Genomic DNA, 16325 nt, shown 5'->3' with positions numbered 1-16325 from the left:
CAATAGTATTTGCTCAAAATCAATGACAAATAGATTAAGTATGTGGTGAGTTATGGCAATAATGCTCTGGGATTGAACTCGGTGGAGCATTATCATCTTCACGAGTCCTCTTGAATTTTCACAATGTCATTGACAGTTACTAACTCTCCAGACAGCACAGAGCAAATCCTTGCTAGTTTTACCAAATTATCGATATCCGCTTTTTTAAGCCTGCCATCACGGGCGACAGTCAAGGTATGTCTAGTGACTTCATTCGGGCTACCCTCAAACTGCCTATGAACTGCGTAGACAGACAAGAGGCTACCATCTTCTGTTTTGGGCCACCATTGCGAAATATCAATATATGCTTCCATCCAAACTGCTAACACGTTTTTAATGATTAACCTCCATTAACGCTTATCTGATTACAGAATAACAGCCAATCAACATACAGGCTATCAATTAACAGAATAACCGCTAATCAGTATATTGACAATCAGTTAGCAGAACAGCATAATATAACTATCACAAAAGGCAACCGCCCTTAGCCTCGGAAACTTTGGAAGCGATCGCCTTTTGAAAAACCCATACATTCGTACAGGGAATCTTAATTATGACTCACGTTATTTACACAGCACAACAGCTGCAACTGAAATCCATTGCGCGGCTCAAGCAAATCTACAGCGAAATCGCTTGTACAGTCGAAGTAAGTGACAAACGCTGCAAGGATGCCTGGATTTCCGCCATTGTTAACTATCAAGCAAGCAAGGTTCAGAAACTTACCCCTGCTGCCCCCGACAACCAAGCCCTCGCGCAAGCCGAACTCGACAACTACATCGCTGACCAAGCCCAAGCAATCGCTCCTGAACCCCTCACAATAGTCGAAATCTCTTTTGACCATCACGAATATTACGCTGGTGATGAACTGGTAGCCAGCATCAGCCATGACGACAACCACTTAACGCAACGCTGGGTAGTCATGGTAAACGAGAAAGAATTATTTCGTGCCAACACTCTAATGCGTTGCGATCGCTTCATCTGCACTCACTATAAAGATGGCTCATTACCTGTGCAAGAAGAAGCAGAGGTGCAGGGGAGCAGGGGTGCAGAGGGGAAAAACTTACAACAATTTTCTCCTCTGCCCCTCTGCGCCTCTGCCCCGCAAGTTTCCTCTTCGACCGAAAACCAAATCATGGCGCATATCTTCAACGAGTGCCAGAATTATGGGTTTGAAATTCTTGATGATGGCATTTACAACAACAACGGCGTGAAACTGGGGCAAGTCGGATGCACTGAGGGTGACTGGTGGGTAATCCTGGGTTATTCAGACCAACAGCAGTATTCTAACTCGGTGCTTGATGCTGTGCGATCGCTGTCGATGGTGAATGTGTCACTGGCTGAACCAGTTCACAAACACTTGCAATCCCGACCCTTAGAGCAACTGACTACTGAGGAATTACAACAGCTTTTCAACCATGAAGTGCGATCTCTTCTTCAAGAATTAGTCACAGCGTAAAGCCTCATGTGGGCAGCAGTGAAAATTGCTGCTCACTTTTAAGTATTTTTTGGGCGTTATTCTCCAAACATTGCCGAAGATTTTTAGGTTATTAATTCCAGGGGAGAAAAGCATGATTGACCACATTAATGCACTTCAAACAACTTGGTATCTTTCCCCTCCTTGGGGACAAACAATTCCATCCGTTGAGGTGAATTTACTGGAGAGAGTTTACCTACGAACCAACAGAACATTTGGCTATTGCTGCGGTATGCAATGGAAGCATGAGTGCTGGATTTATTCAATTGACTGCCGTAATGAAATACTCCACGCCACACAAAACCAAATCATCGGGACTGGAGAATTAGAAGCCATCAAAGTGCAAAAACCTGCCTTCGTTCTGGGCGAAAGAGTGATGCTCTGTTCTCACGATCAGGGAACAAAGCAACGGCTGATTTTGGGGATTGCGCTGGTGCATGATTCTTGGTTTTACCTTGTTGAATTGATGTCGCCAACGTTAATTAAGACACCAACTATATCGAATCGTTTCTCATTAGTTGGTGAAAAAAGTTTGGTGCGGGTAAATGTTTAATTTTTTCTAATCACACAACTAAAGTTATGTCACAAATTGAAATCGCCGAAATCATCGAACAAATAAAACAAGAGATTCAAATCGACGCTAATGGTCAGGGCAAGGCCAGTGTTCGGGCAGCAGCCAGATTAGCAAATGTTAATGATGCTGGATTGCTCAGAAGCCTCAAAACTGCTGCTGATATTTCTCGCTCTAAACTGGCTGAAAGGCTTATCTACAAAGGCTTTGAAGGTGCTGACATTAAATCATGGTCTGAGTCCGGTATTCCCGATGTCGCTGTAGCAACCATACTTCATTATTACGGCTATGAAGCTGGTAAGAGATGTACCGCACAAGCAAAATTAGCCTGTGAAGCTTTTGAAAGCATTGGTGTTCGTGCCTGGATTCAAGATTTATTGGGGTGGACAAAACCCGCTACTCAACCACAAGAACAACCTTCCACACCAGCCCTTCCCCCAGTTGAACAGCGATTGCATACTCTTGTCCTGGCAATGAAAACTTTAGCTGAGTTAACTGGTGGCAGACTCAACCCGTACATGGAACAACAATTTAAAGACTATGCCGGGAATCTTCTGGCTGAACATAATAGGAAATTGCTAACCGCCACAGAAGAACGCTGGCTTGGCGTGGTCAATTTTGCAGAAAGCGAATTGGGCAAGAAAGTCCCCCTTAAAGGCTCCCACTATCGCGGACACTTGGGGACATGGGTGAGAACATTCTACCCACAGTTAGGCGATCGCCAAGAAACACGATTGGTTAACGGTGTGCAACAGCCCATCTACGTCTACGCTTGTCACGATCCGGTTGTTGCGGCTGGGTTGACCAAAGCTATAGAAGAATTTTTCGCTCATCCCAGTCCTGGAGCAGCGTTAAGGCAGGCGGGGGCTTTCGCTAGTAAGAAAGCTGTAGTTACTGCTTGATGGTCATTGGTCAAGCACAGCGATCGGCCAGTAATCAAGAATTAAGACTTTTACAACAAAGGTAAATTTTACCTTGAGGGGAAAAGATATGGAACTCGGCTACTTCCAGAAAGATGTATTGATTGAAAAACTAGCTAAGAAATTCTACGCGATCCAAGGCTATGTAGTCCCCGAATCATATCGAATGCAATCAGCTACACATCCAGCAGAAAGAGCGTGTGTGGCTATGGCTTTGTTTGCTATTCAAGAATTTGAATCCATCGAAGATGAATGTTCAGATGAGGAGGTGGAGGAAGACTCTTCAGAAACAGACAGCACAAAAAAAGTAATTACTTGGTTTGGTGAGTTTTGGAAATTTGGCGACAGAGAACAAATCAAAGAAAGAGTACAAGATTATATTATTAGCCTAAATTACCTAACTGAGACTGAATCAGATAAGTTAGGCGAGTGGACTTGGGAAGATTTTTCTAGTTTTAAAAGAATCACTAAAAAATATCCTATGCCGGAAGTAGCTGAAGCCCAAGTTGATTGGAAAAAAGTAGGAGATTTTATTCATGAATTATTTGGGGTAAGTTTCCATGAAGACGAAGAATTAGAAGATGAGGAGGATTAAATATGAATAAAGAACAGTGGCTAACTCTTGGAGAAACACTATTTGGACAAGACAAGATGCAATGGAAGTTTAAATGCCCATATTGTGGTCACATTGCTTCTGTTGCGGATTATAAAAAAGCTGGCGCACCTGAATCCGCCGTTGGATTTTCTTGCGTGGGGCGATGGCTGGAAGTGCGTAAAGAATCATTTGATGACAAGGATAAACGTAAAATCCCTTGTAATTATGCGGGAGGTGGATTAATTCAACTTAATCCCGTTGATGTTGATGGGCGTAAGATTTTTGAATTTGGGGTTTGAGGCAGAAGATATGGAAGTCGTAGTCACAGTAGTTGAAAAAGTTGCATCTGTTGCCCATATTAATATCCCTGATAGCCTATCAGTTGATGGAATCAGGCAACACATTGTTGGCTACTACAACAGTGGAGAAATGCAAGCAGATTTGAATATTTACCAAGTAGATTTTGAATCTATTAGCGCTCACATTGGTTCAAAAATCAATATTACTTGGCATCAAGGAGATACTTCTTGTGCAACCCGTCAGTATTACTTTTGTAACCTCGGAAGATTTATTTTGACTCTATTAACTGATATAGAGCAAAATTTAACTCGTACAGAAGTTTACTTTGGGCATTATAAGCAACTTATTTATATATCAGAAAAAAAGATATCCAAAGAATTGGCAACAGTCGAACTCCAAAATTTCTTAAGTGGATTAGCTGTTGAACTTCAGACTTTAAGCCACATTGAATTTCCAGAACAAGTTTGAAAATAACAGGAGTTAAACATGAGACTAACAACATTAGAAGGTCAATACCAGTGCATCGTGATTGACCCTCCCTGGTTCTATCGGCTGAGAAATCAGGATAAGACTCACCGAAACCGTATTAACTACAAGCCAATGCACATAGAAGAAATACTGTCATTGCCTGTTCCAGACTTAAGCGATTGCACGGGGTCAGTTCTTTGGCTTTGGTACACAAATAATCACATGGTCGAAGCGGCTCAATGCTTGCAAACATGGGGATTTGAACTCAAGACTATTTTGACTTGGGAAAAAGTCACCAAAGATGGCACTAAAACACATCTAGGTGTCGGTCATTGGTTGCGGAATTCGACTGAACATTGCGCTTTGGCTGTTCGTGGGAATGTGAAGGCTTTTGCTGGACGGACACTCACAAACCAGTCAAGCATTTTACACTCACCCCGTCGTGAGCATTCACGTAAGCCCGAACAGTTTTTTGAATTTGTAGAAAAGCTGTGTCCTGATATGACCAAACTGGAGATGTTCGCACGCGAGTCTAGAGTTGGCTGGGATTGCTGGGGTGATGAGGCTCTGAAGTTTGATCAGCCTGTTAAGGAACATGATGGAGATACTTCGTTAAGTGCTTAATTAGAGCTAATTTAAGCACTTAAAGTGTACTGAACCTAGAAAACTAAATATTAAATTCTTCAATGCTAATTTTCTGGCAGATTGTCAGTTGTAGAGGACTGGTATATTTGACGCAATTCATCGACTGTAGTTGCTGTTTTTATCCCATTTCTCACTGCTCTTAATAGTTCAACGTCTTCCAACGATGAAATTTCTGGCACTAGGTTTAATGCTTCAGGGCCAAACTTGAGTTCCAAGCCTAATTTTATTGCTTCCACCAATTCTTCCATTCGGGCAATTCGCTCAAATGATGTCACGTACTGCATACGTTGTTCTGCCTCTAATTGTTCTACTTCCCGTTGAAATTCTCGCTCTAAATCTAATGGTAGCGTCAACATCCAGTCAATAAAAGCCAAAAGGTTAACAACAGCCTCGCGTTCAAATCCTTGCTCATACAACCGACGCACTAAATTCAGTTTTGATTGTTTCCTTTGCGACCTATTACTGCGGGTTTGCACTGCTGCCAAGTGAGCCATTACCACCGTAGCAAAGGGGTTACGACTGGCTTCTAGCTCCGACAACCTTTGTTGATAGTCTAGCAGCTTGATTACAGGAAACTGAAAATCAACCGTACAACCAAACAAATCGTACCCAAACTGCGATGGTCGCCAGTTGATGTTGTCATCCCCCAGTATCGCGCATGAAGCAACAGAGCGATCGTAACGGTCAAAAATTCGATAGTTGTAGACAAACATCCGTTTAGGAAAATCAGTTTCCTCTTGACTTTGGATTTCTATATGAATCAACAGCCAAGATTCTTCGCCCCCAATGCGATAGATTTTCACCAATTTATCAATTAGTCGTTTTCCTAATTCAGCATCACGAACTACTTGCTGTAGCTCCTGATCAAGAAACTCAAAACCTCTATTCCAATCAATTTCACTATGCGCTTGGGGAAAAAAGAACAACATGAAATCTTGGAAATACAACTGTAGTATCTGCTTCCAAGGAGAATCGTATTCAGTAAGAGGTGTTTTCTTAGCCATTTTCAAATGTATTGTCTAATTTCAAATTTCAGAGGTATTTATGCCAACAAACATAGAATGGACAGACTTAACAGATAATATCATCCGTGCCAAGGGAGGCGGTTGGTGGTGTCAAAAAATCTCAGAAGGATGTAAAAATTGCTATAGCGAAAAGCTGAATCAAAATTCTTTCTTTGGTGGGAATAAGCAACCCTACTCTGGACAATCACCAGAGCTAGTGTTAGATACAGAAGCTATTCGGAAATGGGGATTCCAAAGGAAACCTAAGAAGCATTTCGTTTCTTCAATGACTGATGTTTTCGGTGAATGGGTTCCGCGTTTGTGGCAACATGAAATGCTAGATGGAATGTTCGTTGCTCCCAATCAAGTATTTCAGATTCTCACCAAACGCCCAGAAATCATGCTGTCATCTATGGATGAATGGCTCTCCTGTCATGGACTAGACAAGCTACCTTTAAATATTTGGCCAGGAACTTCGATTGAGAATCGCCGCACTTTAGAAGAACGTAGTCAATTTCTTGCTCAAATTCCGGCTTTAATCCGCTTCTGGTCAGTTGAACCATTACTAGAAGATTTGGGTGATATCACTCACTATTTGAATAATGTTCAGTTAGTAATTGTCGGTGGTGAGTCTGGCCCAAATTCCAGACCATGCCACATGGAATGGATTAATTCAATTGTCCAACAATGCCAACAATCGAAAACACCCGTATTTGTGAAACAGTTGGGGGCGAATGCAATATTTCGGGGACAGCGATTCAAAACCCGCGACAAGAAAGGGGGAGACATTGAAGAGTTTCCCCTTCATCTGCAAGTTAGACAATTTCCGTTTGATGCGTGAATAAAGCAAAACCCCCGCCTGTAGCGCAGTGCGGGGGAAAATCAAACCCTTTGAGGTCTATAGATATGAGTTTAACAGAAAAAATGCAAAGTGATGGCTCTAACTACGGCAGAAGAAAACGCCATATTTATATCGATAGTAAGTTGGATGATCTACCACTAACAATGGAGGCATTTCGAGTTTACTCTCACCTCTGCCGTCGAGCCGGTTGTGATAATAACGCCTTCCCTTCATACAAATCTATCGGTGAAGCCTGTTTTCGTGGTTCTTTCCCTGCTTCCTCAACTGAAACTTTAAGGCAAAAAGCGATCGCAGCAGTCAGTGAATTGGTTTCGTGGAACTTAATCACTAAAACGCCCAAAACCAAGTCTAATGGTTCAGTATCTTCTAACCTATATCAACTCACAGATATTGACGACTGGTTTATTTCTCCTACTAAACAATCAAGTTTAATCAGAGGAAAAAATAGCGTTAGTAGTGGAGGAATACTAGGGGTGGTATTGGGGGGATACCAGGGTAGTAATGGGGGAATACCAGGGGTAGTAGTCGGGGAAGACCAGGGTAGTAGTGGGGGAATACCCAAAGTATATCCAGTTAAAGATTATCCAATTGAAGTCCATCCACTCAAGGATGCGCCCCTAGCTTCGCCACCCGCGCCCCCCACCCAAGAGAGTGTGTGTGAAAAAGAAGAACTTGATTTAACAACGGAAGAAATTGAACTTGAAAAACCAAGCTTAGGAGAACCAACCCCAGAAGAACCAACCCCACAACAACCCACTTCGTTGTCAAAAAATTCCGAGTCTTCGCAACAAACCGATAATCCCTCAAGAGGATCAACTATTGCGGGGGGGTCGTTCGACAAATCCGAACAATCGAATAAGCCGCAACTAACCTGTTTCTACAAGACAGCCCGGAACGTGAAAGAACTGATTGATGCCTGGCTAACAGACCCGACTGCTATGAGTGATGATTGTGTGCCCTTGCTTGTTAGAGACTCAATCAAGTGGAATCGCTGGGTTTTACCTTGGCGCAATGGAGAGCGAAAGCTAAATAACCTCTACCAGAACTTCAACCCTGTAGTCGTGGATTTCCTAGCACAAGAATTAGCCACTAAGTCGAAACGCTCCGCACGACAGGAAATAGATCATGCGATCGCAGTCATGAACACCTGGGAGAAAACCAAAGGGGGATGGACGAACCTGATGCAGCGCTATAACCAAGCATTGCAAACAGAAAAACAGCCCCTACCTCAACAGCGCACTGCTTTGGCTCACAGAGCAAACAACACCACTAGCACCACGCTTGAAGATGCGTTGGCACAAGACCAAATGCGCCGTCAGCAAGAGCAATCAAAGCGGGTTCCATCCAATGGGTATCAACACAGTCCACAAATGCTGGAGCTAAAGGCAAAACTTCAAGCCAAAGCAAATGAGCCAAAAGTTCCGAGCAACACCAAACCATCTTCCATGAATTTGCGAGAAGTTGAAGCGCAGTTAAAATTAGCACTAAGGGCATAATTATGCACTCTAATCAAGACAACGTAGTTCCTTTTGGCTCTAACTATCCAGTTTCAGGTCTGCCTCCACAAAACATTGAGGCTGAAGAAGCTATTTTAGGCGGAATTATGCTTGACCCAGAAGCGATGACTAGAATCAGCGATCGCTTAGTGACCCAAGCCTTTTACATCAGCGCCCACAAAGATATTTATCAAGCCGCAGTCCAACTTCATGCTACATACCAACCCACAGATTTACTAAGCGTCACCGCATGGTTGTCTGACCACAATCTGCTCAATCGCGTTGGTGGTAGGAATAAGTTAGCAACTTTGGTAGACCGCACTGTATCAGCCGTTAACATCGACGCTTTGGCTGATTTGGTGATGGAGAAATATCGACGGCGGCAGCTAATCAAAGTGGGCAATGAAATTGTCCACCTCGGCTATGAAACAGAAACCGAACTACCACTTGTCCTTGGGCAAGCTGAGGCAAAAGTTTTCACCGTTACCCAAAATCAAAGCGATGAACGCTGCAAGGTTTTCTCAGCGCAAGACATGGGCATTGAACTTTTTCAAAAGCTGGAGATGGGGAATATGGCCGGCGACAAAGTTGGTTGGTACGACCTCGAAAATATCACCGGTGGCATTTATCCCAGCAGCTTAGTTGTAGTGGCTGCTGAATCCCACATGGGCAAAACCCACTTCATGATTTCTTACGCTTACGAAATCATGACCAAACTTGGAAAGCCAGTTCTGTATGTAACTCCAGAAATGGACAAGAATCAACTCAATGCCCGAATGCTAGCCCGAATCACTGGCATAGACGCTTCTATGATTCAAACCAATACGCAATGCTACTGGGAGCAAATAGCACAAGGTATAGGACAGATGGTGGAGTTGCCTTGGAAAGTCTATGAGCATTCCTCCCCTACAACCACAATGATTGCTTCTGCGGTGCGCCGTGCCATTGCCGAATTTGGTGGTTCTATTGGGGCTGTGTTTATTGATTACTTGCAACAGATTCCTCTGGAGTCCGGTGGGAACATGGCTTTTGAAGTTGGCAAGATTACCCGCCAGATTCGGGACATTGCCAAGTCTCACAAAATCCCTGTTTTCTTGGGCTGTCAAATCAATCGGGGGAATCAAACAACGGCTGATAAACGCCCTAATCGTCATCTGTTACGTAATTCTGGCGAAATCTTTGAGGTTTGTGACCAGTTAATCATGCTTTACCGCGATGCTGTCTACACAAAAGACCCAAGCGATCGCACTATTGAGTTAATTGTTGAGAAAAACCGCCTTTACGGTAAGCTCGGCACTGCGACGATGTTGTGCGATTTATCGACCTCAAAATTTTTGAACTTGGCGAGGTAAACGGGATGGAGTTAATTAATTGGGTGTACTGCTGCCGCCGTTGCGATCGCGTAAATATTCCCAAATCCGGCGGATTTCTTCTTGAAAAGCTTGACGGTCGCGCTCTGCTTGAAGCAAGGAAGCAAGTAAAACTTCTCGATCGCGGTCAGCTTGAAGTTCAACTTCCCTTATGGCTTGGCGATCGCGTTCAGCATCTCTTTGAGCAGCGCGTAATCCTTCCTGATGGAGGCGTGCAATGTCAGCCAGTTCCCTAATAGTACGCTCCAACCTTGCAATGGTTTGGGAATTTCCTCGTGTTTCCCGCCTGTTAGCATTCTGTACTGTCCTCAGCAAATCCAGTTCGTCACCTATCTCTTCTAGACGAGTATCAATATTATCAAATCTTGCACTGATATCTTCCGGCGGAAAAGCGTTTGTCATAATCCCTCCTTTGTCTTTCTATTCTCGCAGAAACTCACAACTACAGACTTTATGAGTACAACTATCCAACAACTCTTCCATAAATGGGCAACTCTTGCCCCTGATGAATGTTTATCTACTGAGCGCGATTACAAGTTCAAGCTCCGAATTTTACCAGATGTTGAAAAGTGCAATTCTCTTACTGCTAGTCGCCAAATTATTACTGAGAATTTAGAAACACATTTAGCTAATGGACGTGATCTTACAATTCAATTGTTGAATTTTGTGCTACTAACGATTATTTATCACTGTGCGGCTCGACAGTCCAGTATCAGCTTCACCTTTACAGAAATTGGAACTATCGCCACAATCTGCAACGGACTGCGTTCACAGCCACATCCGCACCCGGCACTTGCAGCGTTGGATGCTTATGTTCAATTGCTGGAGTTTTAAAACCCATGAAAGCACTTTCAGTTCGTCAGCCTTGGGCATGGGCAATAATTTATGCTCTTAAAGACATAGAAAACCGTGGCTGGCCTATCAATTATCGCGGTGATATTCTAATTCACGCCGCAAAAACCTGTACCAAAAAAGCGTACTTTGAGGCGAAAGAATTTTGTCAAGATATGGATGTAGCAATCCCAGAATTAATCTCACTCCGTCGCGGTCAAATCATCGGCATAGTCACAATAGTTGATTGCCGATTCTCACAAATTGCATCTGGCTGGGGGATGCCTGAGCAATACCACTGGAAGCTGGAGAATCCACGCGAGATTATACCGATTCCTTACATTGGGCGGTTGGGGATTTTTGAAGTGCCTGATGATTTGGTGAGAGAAGCGCTCGCCTCATGAAATCAGTCCTTTCTCTTTTCTCCGGCATCGGCGGACTCTGCCACCACGGAATATCAGCCGCAGGTCTATCTCACAAATTCCAAGTCTACCAATTTGTTGAAATCTCCCCTTATGCTCAATCACAATTGCGCCATGAACAACCAGGAATTCCAATCCACGCAGATATCACCAATTACCACTGCCAAGAATCAATTCGCAATTCGCAATTCGCAATTCGCAATTATTAACTAGGAGTAAAAGAAATGAATCAAAAAATTAGTATTGCTGATAGAACGAAAGCTTTGGCAATAAGAATAGTTAAAGCTTGTACTTTTTTAGATGAAAAACCCGGAGTTTGTCGAACATTATCAAAACAGTTACTCCGAAGTGGTACTTCTATAGGTGCAAACGTTAAAGAAGCTCAATCTGCCCAATCTGATAAAGATTTTCTGAGCAAATTAGAAATTGCGCTTAAAGAAGAAAGAGAGACTGAATATTGGTTAGAAATATTAATCGAGGCAGAATTGGTTGATAAAAACAAGTTTGAATCCTTACTTCAAGAAACTAGAGAAATTGGAAAAATCTTAGTTGCATCTACTCGAAAAGTTAAAGAGAAAATCAAGCAATGAAATTAATTGCGAATTGCGAATTGCGAATTGCGAATTGGTTTGACCCCCTGGGCAGACCAAATTGGAAATCAGATTACGCAAGTACGGTTCTCTCATGAAGACCGAAGCTTTGAACCCGGTATTCGTGAGGTGGCTTCTGGGGTTCCCGTTGGAGTAGCCAAGGGAATCAAGGGTAATTATGATGCCCGTCGTGCTTATGGTTTGAGTTGTTCTCCACGGCAAGCTGCGATTGCTTGGAAACGAATTGATTACTTGTGTGGTCTAAAGTCCAGTCAGGAGGCATAACCATGATTAACCAAGTCCCGAATCTAGAAACTTGTTGGTATCTTTCACCACCTTGGGGTAAAGAGATTCCCCCCTTAGAAGTTTCCCTGTTGGAGGAAGTCTACGTCACTACCACCAAATCTTTCGGTTACTGTTGCGGTGTAGAGTGGTCAGCTAAAGGCTGGAGTTATGAGATTGTTTCCGGCAAGGATAATCTAACTGTTTTAGGGCGTGAACTTATTGGCACAGGCAAGTTACAATTAGTTACCAAAGAAAAGCCTGTGTTTGAACTGGGTGAATTAGTCGAGTTCCGATTTCATGGCGACGGGCCACCAGCAAGGATTGTCCAAGGCATCCAACTAATCAATGATTTTTGGTTCTACAGTATCGAATGGATGTCAAAACAATTCGCAATTACCAATTCGCAATTCGCAATTAAAATTACTGATAACTGAAACTTATCACTTAATCAAAGATTAGCATGTTAGCTTTGCACCCCAACGGCTTAATTTCTAATTTCCTCTGCAATTGCGAATTGCGAGTTGCGAATTGCGAATTGGTTTGATGAGCTTTTTACTTTCAGAGATGCGATCGCCCTTGGCGGGACTTCGCCCATCGCACGAGTGACTGACTATGACTTGGAGAGGGTGCGATTATGACGGTGTACACCTCATATTATCGTGGCGAAATCCGAGGCGAAGGCATCTCAATCTCGCTGTACCCTCCCAAAAATTGGAAAGGCAAACACCTTCCGCTATTCGCGCCAACTCCTGAACTCCTGAAGTGGTGGAAGGCATCAGCCCAGGATACCGCCGCACAGGAAGAATGACACCAGCGAGTTCAGGAAGACTCTGGATTCTCGTCAGCAACTAATTCAATTGTGGGTGAGAAAACAGAAAGAAAATCCACAAGATATAACCCTATGCTGCTTTGAAAAGACTGGGGATTTCTGTCATCAATATCAAGTTGCTGAGGAGATACTGCAAGAGCTTTGGGGCGGCGAAGTTGGGGCTGACCAACTAAAATTAACCCTTATCCAAGGCAAGACAAATCACCCCATTACATATCCACCTTTGGTATCGTCGCTGATCGAGAAATGTCATGCACTGGGTTATCCTGTGAAGTGCGATCGCTTGTGCTGCGGCTACTACCAGGTATCTCTGCATGACGAAGATTTAGGCGATTGGTCGGAGTTTGGGGTGCTGGCGGTTTTGTCGGGGTTGCAGCAGGAGTTCTATCAGAGGCTGCTGCCGGGGTTGGCGGCGGTGGGGTCAGGCTGAGGGTGGAGTGTCTTGCGGGGACGAGGGGTGGGCGGTTGGGTTTAGTTTGGAAAGCAAGCTTTCAGGTACGTTTCGTGCTGTATTTAGTCTTTTCACATTATCCCAGTTTGTATGCTCATCCCAAATAATATTGACGAGGTTAGCGCCATCGAGGTTAGCGCCATCGAGGTTAGCGCGTGAGAGGTTAGCGCCATCGAGGTTAGCGCGTGAGAGGTTAGCGCCCAAGAGGTTAGCGCCATCGAGGTTAGCGCCATCGAGGTTAACGCCATCGAGGTTAGCGCCATCGAGGTTAGCGCCATCGAGGTTAGCGCCATCGAGGTTAGCGTCATCGAGGTAAGCGTCATCGAGGTTAGCGCGTGAGAGGTTAGCGCGTGAGAGGTTAGCGATTGAGAGGTTAGCGCATTCGAGGTTAGCGCCATCGAGGTTAGCGCCATCGAGGTTAGCGCGTGAGAGGTTAGCGATTGAGAGGTTAGCGATTGAGAGGTTAGCGCGTGAGAGGTTAGCGCGTGAGAGGTTAGCGCGTGAGAGGTTAGCACCATCGAGGTTAGCGCCATCGAGGTTAGCGCGTGAGAGAAAATAACCAATAGTCAACGAAAAAGTACTTAAACTAACGCTGTTGCTGTAACTTATGATACGCAACAATCGCTGCTCATCAAAATTATCGCTGTCTTTTTTACCGCAAGGATAAAAGACAATATTATCCTTTAGTTCATCTTGAGTCTGAGCATAACGGTGTAATTCTAAGAGAAGAATCATTATATTTAGCCCAGTAAATATATCAACTTCTCGTAAGCCAATTGATAGTCCTTGCTTTTGCAATTTCTGCATTTGAGCTAAAGGTAGGTTTTTAGAAGATTCATTAATAAACTTTCCTTGAATCCAATCTAGATAGAATTCTTCTAAACGCTTAAATAAACTCTGAAGTTGAAATTTTTCCTTAGCATCATCAATTAAAGCTATCAAGTAATCTACGATTTCCGTAGTCAACCCCCCATAACTAAATAAGTCATAAATTTCCTCAGATAACTGCTTATCTGTAATCCAAAAATCTTCGCGTCTGCTGTCTGGGTCTATCCGCGTCCACTTATTAAAACTTTGTATGAATCTCTGAGCGCATAAAAACTCACCAAAACTTTTATGAATAAATTCTACAGCACCCTCTGCTTTTTCTGAAGCTTTTGCAGGCCGTAAGTAAAATGCTGCTAACGCATTCCTTAGAGGATTTTCGCCCAAACGTTGTTGAGCTTCTGAGAGCATCTTTTCTATAGCTTTATCACCTTTAAGGCGTGACTCTATTGTTTCAATTGAAGTCCACTCCCTACCAGATTGGGTAATACATAATCCAGCTTCTCTCAAAATCAATCTCAAATCTTCTGTGTCAAATTTTGTAATAGTAGTATTGAGGTCTTTTGGGCGCTGCTTTGTCAATACCCAGTCCAAGGTAGTTTGATAAATCAATATTTTAGCTTGAGCGCCGCTACTATCTTTAAACATGGAAATGTTTAAATTGTTATCCCGGTGCATCGCTGCTAACAAGTACAGTAATAGCGGTTCTCTTGCTAATTCTTGTACACGCTTTGGACAAGTCTTTGCCCCCAAAAACTTCCTAAATTCCTCAGCCTTATCTTGCCCTACTAATTTTCCCCAATTTGATAACCACTGCTCTTGTAGCTGATCACTCATTAAAGCAATTTCTATCCGTTCTAAATTAGTAGGTACAAAATGCTCTATCCCTTGTAAAGCCGATTCTCTACCAGTTATTAAAAACCGATGCTTACATCCTACTTGATAACTACCTATTTGCTTGAGAAAGCTTTCAATTCCTTTAGAGGTTCTACCTTCAAACCGTAATTCATCAAAACCATCTAGTATAAAGAAATAACGTATATTGCGATCACCTAACCAATGATCACTGCTAGTAAAATTTTGCCTAACAGCAGCACGAAGAGTATTTTCAATATTCGCTTCAAAAGTATCTATATCTCGCAGTCGTATTAATATTGGTGTCCAAATGGGGTGAAGGTGTTCTCTTACCCAATTGGCAAACATTCGGCAAAACACACTCTTACCTCGACCTGGCCCTGCTTGAATAAACATAACTTGGTTATTTTTATCTAGGCTTGTCAAATGTTCCTTCGCCCAATTCTCTAGATTAACAAGGTCTACTTTTTCCTGGAACTTTCCATTACTATCTAGGAGATGGGCTTCTAAAGGCACATAGATGTGAGGAAATGTAAACTCTTCATCTATTACTTTCCACCGTTCCAGTAAAAGTGAATTACTTGGATTTGGTGATATTTGCTCTTTTAAGTAAAACTCAATACTTGTATATTTTTCGTTAAGTCTTATTTCTCTTGCCGCAGATATCTTGAAACTTAAAGCTTGGCGTACACTTTCTGGTTCATATAATAAAAGCGATTCTACATCTTGAAAAGTTGACCACGCTACCCATCCTGTTATTATTGAAGCAATATGATGTTCAATTCCAGCTTTTTGTAGGTAATTAGATAACTGATTATTTAAAGCTTGCCCTAACGTAGATCCTGGAAAATCTTTCAATACTTCATCAGCTAAACTCTCATTTAATTGCAGTTCCCCTAACTGCTCAAATTGTTGCCTGACCCCTTGCCCGGATATCCCAGCACCGATTTTTTCCTGTAACCAGTCATTTCTTAGAACTAAAGTATCAAAGCTTTGTATGTAAGCCAAAGGAAAAGCGATCGCTACCCATTCTTCTACGTTAAATTCCTGGCTGGTTTTTTCGTGTAGCAATTCCAAGCCTTTCCGACCAATACTGACAAAAGACAATCCTGCCGCAACTACTGGTGCTGATGGTACACTCGCTAGCACGCCCAGAGCGATCGCAAATTCCAAAGCAGCTTTAGTAACTTCTGCTCCCGACTCCACTGTTTCTCCACGCTTTACTGCTTTTTCAAGGAGTCCAGGAATCCAACGCTGCCAAATCTGCTGAATCTTTGTCATTGCTTAAATGCCTGTGCTAGGAATTTTACTGAGGATCAGGGTTTATGCTTGCTACACTTGAGGTTAACGCTTTTACGGACTGTAACGCAATATTCTGGTTACAGCGAGTAAACAACGCACTGCATGTGTAACTCGATTGTTGGCAGTGGGCACAAACTGTATTTTGCCTACCTACAAAAAAACTGCCCTGGGGCATGACTAGAGCAGCGGAA

At 43.1% G+C, this 16325-nt stretch carries 22 protein-coding genes; 18 read left to right on the top strand and 4 right to left on the bottom strand.

What is annotated here, in order from left to right:
• Positions 1-98 precede the first annotated feature (98 nt).
• Complete coding sequence (locus GJB62_RS33635; RefSeq protein WP_069070655.1) at positions 99-368, bottom strand: hypothetical protein; 270 nt, start codon at positions 366-368, stop codon at positions 99-101.
• A 224-nt stretch (positions 369-592) separates the two neighbouring features.
• Between GJB62_RS33635 and GJB62_RS33630 the strand changes: the two genes are divergently transcribed.
• The 7 genes from GJB62_RS33630 to GJB62_RS33600 all read left to right on the top strand — a co-directional run bounded on the left by GJB62_RS33630 (position 593) and on the right by GJB62_RS33600 (position 4991).
• The gene (locus GJB62_RS33630; protein WP_114083291.1) at positions 593-1495 is read left to right on the top strand and encodes a hypothetical protein; all 903 of its coding nucleotides are present in this window, start codon (positions 593-595) and stop codon (positions 1493-1495) included.
• A gap of 112 nt (positions 1496-1607) precedes the next feature.
• Positions 1608-2066: a DUF1392 domain-containing protein gene (locus GJB62_RS33625; protein WP_114083292.1), complete on the top strand. Its 459-nt coding sequence runs from the start codon at positions 1608-1610 to the stop codon at positions 2064-2066.
• Between the two features lie 26 nt (positions 2067-2092).
• A complete protein-coding gene (locus tag GJB62_RS33620) occupies positions 2093-2986 on the top strand; it encodes a hypothetical protein (RefSeq protein WP_114083293.1) in 894 nt (297 codons plus the stop codon).
• A gap of 88 nt (positions 2987-3074) precedes the next feature.
• Positions 3075-3599: a hypothetical protein gene (locus GJB62_RS33615; protein WP_114083294.1), complete on the top strand. Its 525-nt coding sequence runs from the start codon at positions 3075-3077 to the stop codon at positions 3597-3599.
• Positions 3600-3601: 2 nt separating this feature from the next.
• On the top strand, positions 3602-3898 hold the full coding sequence (locus GJB62_RS33610) for a VVA0879 family protein (protein ID WP_114083295.1): 297 nt from the start codon (positions 3602-3604) through the stop codon (positions 3896-3898).
• 10 nt (positions 3899-3908) lie between these two features.
• Positions 3909-4367 (top strand): hypothetical protein, encoded by a 459-nt coding sequence (locus GJB62_RS33605; protein WP_147262532.1) that lies wholly within the window; start codon positions 3909-3911, stop codon positions 4365-4367.
• Between the two features lie 18 nt (positions 4368-4385).
• Positions 4386-4991, top strand: a complete 606-nt coding sequence (locus tag GJB62_RS33600; RefSeq protein WP_114083297.1) for an MT-A70 family methyltransferase — start codon at positions 4386-4388, stop codon at positions 4989-4991.
• A gap of 65 nt (positions 4992-5056) precedes the next feature.
• Here GJB62_RS33600 and GJB62_RS33595 read toward each other — a convergent pair whose 3' ends face one another.
• A complete protein-coding gene (locus GJB62_RS33595; protein ID WP_114083298.1) occupies positions 5057-6016 on the bottom strand; it encodes a cytosolic protein in 960 nt (319 codons plus the stop codon).
• Between the two features lie 40 nt (positions 6017-6056).
• Here GJB62_RS33595 and GJB62_RS33590 point away from each other — a divergent pair, with 40 nt between their 5' ends.
• The 3 genes from GJB62_RS33590 to GJB62_RS33580 all read left to right on the top strand — a co-directional run bounded on the left by GJB62_RS33590 (position 6057) and on the right by GJB62_RS33580 (position 9726).
• Positions 6057-6857 (top strand): DUF5131 family protein, encoded by an 801-nt coding sequence (locus GJB62_RS33590; protein WP_114083299.1) that lies wholly within the window; start codon positions 6057-6059, stop codon positions 6855-6857.
• Positions 6858-6922: 65 nt separating this feature from the next.
• Complete coding sequence (locus GJB62_RS33585) at positions 6923-8374, top strand: helix-turn-helix domain-containing protein (protein ID WP_245246321.1); 1452 nt, start codon at positions 6923-6925, stop codon at positions 8372-8374.
• A gap of 2 nt (positions 8375-8376) precedes the next feature.
• Complete coding sequence (locus GJB62_RS33580; protein ID WP_114083300.1) at positions 8377-9726, top strand: DnaB-like helicase C-terminal domain-containing protein; 1350 nt, start codon at positions 8377-8379, stop codon at positions 9724-9726.
• Between the two features lie 15 nt (positions 9727-9741).
• Here GJB62_RS33580 and GJB62_RS33575 read toward each other — a convergent pair whose 3' ends face one another.
• Entirely contained in the window at positions 9742-10146 is a 405-nt protein-coding gene (locus GJB62_RS33575; protein ID WP_114083301.1) for a hypothetical protein, read from the bottom strand.
• Positions 10147-10197: 51 nt separating this feature from the next.
• Between GJB62_RS33575 and GJB62_RS33570 the strand changes: the two genes are divergently transcribed.
• From GJB62_RS33570 to GJB62_RS37235, 8 genes are all read left to right on the top strand, one after another.
• The gene (locus GJB62_RS33570; RefSeq protein WP_114083302.1) at positions 10198-10578 is read left to right on the top strand and encodes a hypothetical protein; all 381 of its coding nucleotides are present in this window, start codon (positions 10198-10200) and stop codon (positions 10576-10578) included.
• 5 nt (positions 10579-10583) lie between these two features.
• Positions 10584-10979: an ASCH domain-containing protein gene (locus GJB62_RS33565; RefSeq protein WP_114083303.1), complete on the top strand. Its 396-nt coding sequence runs from the start codon at positions 10584-10586 to the stop codon at positions 10977-10979.
• Positions 10976-11206: a DNA cytosine methyltransferase gene (locus GJB62_RS33560; RefSeq protein WP_245246320.1), complete on the top strand. Its 231-nt coding sequence runs from the start codon at positions 10976-10978 to the stop codon at positions 11204-11206. Before GJB62_RS33565 ends, GJB62_RS33560 begins: the two co-directional genes overlap by 4 nt.
• A gap of 15 nt (positions 11207-11221) precedes the next feature.
• The gene (locus GJB62_RS33555; RefSeq protein WP_100902383.1) at positions 11222-11587 is read left to right on the top strand and encodes a four helix bundle protein; all 366 of its coding nucleotides are present in this window, start codon (positions 11222-11224) and stop codon (positions 11585-11587) included.
• A 6-nt stretch (positions 11588-11593) separates the two neighbouring features.
• The gene (locus tag GJB62_RS33550) at positions 11594-11872 is read left to right on the top strand and encodes a hypothetical protein (protein ID WP_245246319.1); all 279 of its coding nucleotides are present in this window, start codon (positions 11594-11596) and stop codon (positions 11870-11872) included.
• Positions 11873-11874: 2 nt separating this feature from the next.
• Complete coding sequence (locus GJB62_RS33545) at positions 11875-12306, top strand: DUF1392 family protein (RefSeq protein ID WP_114083304.1); 432 nt, start codon at positions 11875-11877, stop codon at positions 12304-12306.
• A 200-nt stretch (positions 12307-12506) separates the two neighbouring features.
• Positions 12507-12680, top strand: coding sequence for a hypothetical protein (locus tag GJB62_RS36835; protein WP_167756044.1), 174 nt, complete (start codon positions 12507-12509; stop codon positions 12678-12680).
• Between the two features lie 55 nt (positions 12681-12735).
• Entirely contained in the window at positions 12736-13131 is a 396-nt protein-coding gene (locus tag GJB62_RS37235) for a hypothetical protein (protein WP_176727048.1), read from the top strand.
• On the opposite strand, the gene GJB62_RS33535 is transcribed toward GJB62_RS37235, so the two are convergent.
• On the bottom strand, positions 13123-16113 hold the full coding sequence (locus GJB62_RS33535; protein WP_159402666.1) for a pentapeptide repeat-containing protein: 2991 nt from the start codon (positions 16111-16113) through the stop codon (positions 13123-13125). The genes GJB62_RS37235 and GJB62_RS33535 overlap by 9 nt on opposite strands.
• Positions 16114-16325: the final 212 nt, after the last annotated feature.

Origin of the sequence: Nostoc sp. ATCC 53789 (assembly GCF_009873495.1) — a bacterium.
Lineage (GTDB): Bacteria > Cyanobacteriota > Cyanobacteriia > Cyanobacteriales > Nostocaceae > Nostoc > Nostoc muscorum_A.
The sequence above is the reverse complement of the archived record's forward strand: the minus strand, read 5'-3'. Positions and strand labels throughout refer to the sequence as shown.

Coding starts and splice junctions, on each gene's coding strand:
- GJB62_RS33595 (WP_114083298.1), bottom strand. CDS start 6,016: ATGGCTAAGAAAACACCTCTTACTGAATACGATTCTCCTTGGAAGCAG.
- GJB62_RS33610 (WP_114083295.1), top strand. CDS start 3,602: ATGAATAAAGAACAGTGGCTAACTCTTGGAGAAACACTATTTGGACAA.
- GJB62_RS33565 (WP_114083303.1), top strand. CDS start 10,584: ATGAAAGCACTTTCAGTTCGTCAGCCTTGGGCATGGGCAATAATTTAT.
- GJB62_RS33625 (WP_114083292.1), top strand. CDS start 1,608: ATGATTGACCACATTAATGCACTTCAAACAACTTGGTATCTTTCCCCT.
- GJB62_RS33620 (WP_114083293.1), top strand. CDS start 2,093: ATGTCACAAATTGAAATCGCCGAAATCATCGAACAAATAAAACAAGAG.
- GJB62_RS33570 (WP_114083302.1), top strand. CDS start 10,198: ATGAGTACAACTATCCAACAACTCTTCCATAAATGGGCAACTCTTGCC.
- GJB62_RS33555 (WP_100902383.1), top strand. CDS start 11,222: ATGAATCAAAAAATTAGTATTGCTGATAGAACGAAAGCTTTGGCAATA.
- GJB62_RS33585 (WP_245246321.1), top strand. CDS start 6,923: ATGAGTTTAACAGAAAAAATGCAAAGTGATGGCTCTAACTACGGCAGA.
- GJB62_RS33615 (WP_114083294.1), top strand. CDS start 3,075: ATGGAACTCGGCTACTTCCAGAAAGATGTATTGATTGAAAAACTAGCT.
- GJB62_RS33590 (WP_114083299.1), top strand. CDS start 6,057: ATGCCAACAAACATAGAATGGACAGACTTAACAGATAATATCATCCGT.
- GJB62_RS33545 (WP_114083304.1), top strand. CDS start 11,875: ATGATTAACCAAGTCCCGAATCTAGAAACTTGTTGGTATCTTTCACCA.
- GJB62_RS33560 (WP_245246320.1), top strand. CDS start 10,976: ATGAAATCAGTCCTTTCTCTTTTCTCCGGCATCGGCGGACTCTGCCAC.
- GJB62_RS33600 (WP_114083297.1), top strand. CDS start 4,386: ATGAGACTAACAACATTAGAAGGTCAATACCAGTGCATCGTGATTGAC.
- GJB62_RS33580 (WP_114083300.1), top strand. CDS start 8,377: ATGCACTCTAATCAAGACAACGTAGTTCCTTTTGGCTCTAACTATCCA.
- GJB62_RS36835 (WP_167756044.1), top strand. CDS start 12,507: ATGACGGTGTACACCTCATATTATCGTGGCGAAATCCGAGGCGAAGGC.
- GJB62_RS33605 (WP_147262532.1), top strand. CDS start 3,909: ATGGAAGTCGTAGTCACAGTAGTTGAAAAAGTTGCATCTGTTGCCCAT.
- GJB62_RS33575 (WP_114083301.1), bottom strand. CDS start 10,146: ATGACAAACGCTTTTCCGCCGGAAGATATCAGTGCAAGATTTGATAAT.
- GJB62_RS33630 (WP_114083291.1), top strand. CDS start 593: ATGACTCACGTTATTTACACAGCACAACAGCTGCAACTGAAATCCATT.
- GJB62_RS33535 (WP_159402666.1), bottom strand. CDS start 16,113: ATGACAAAGATTCAGCAGATTTGGCAGCGTTGGATTCCTGGACTCCTT.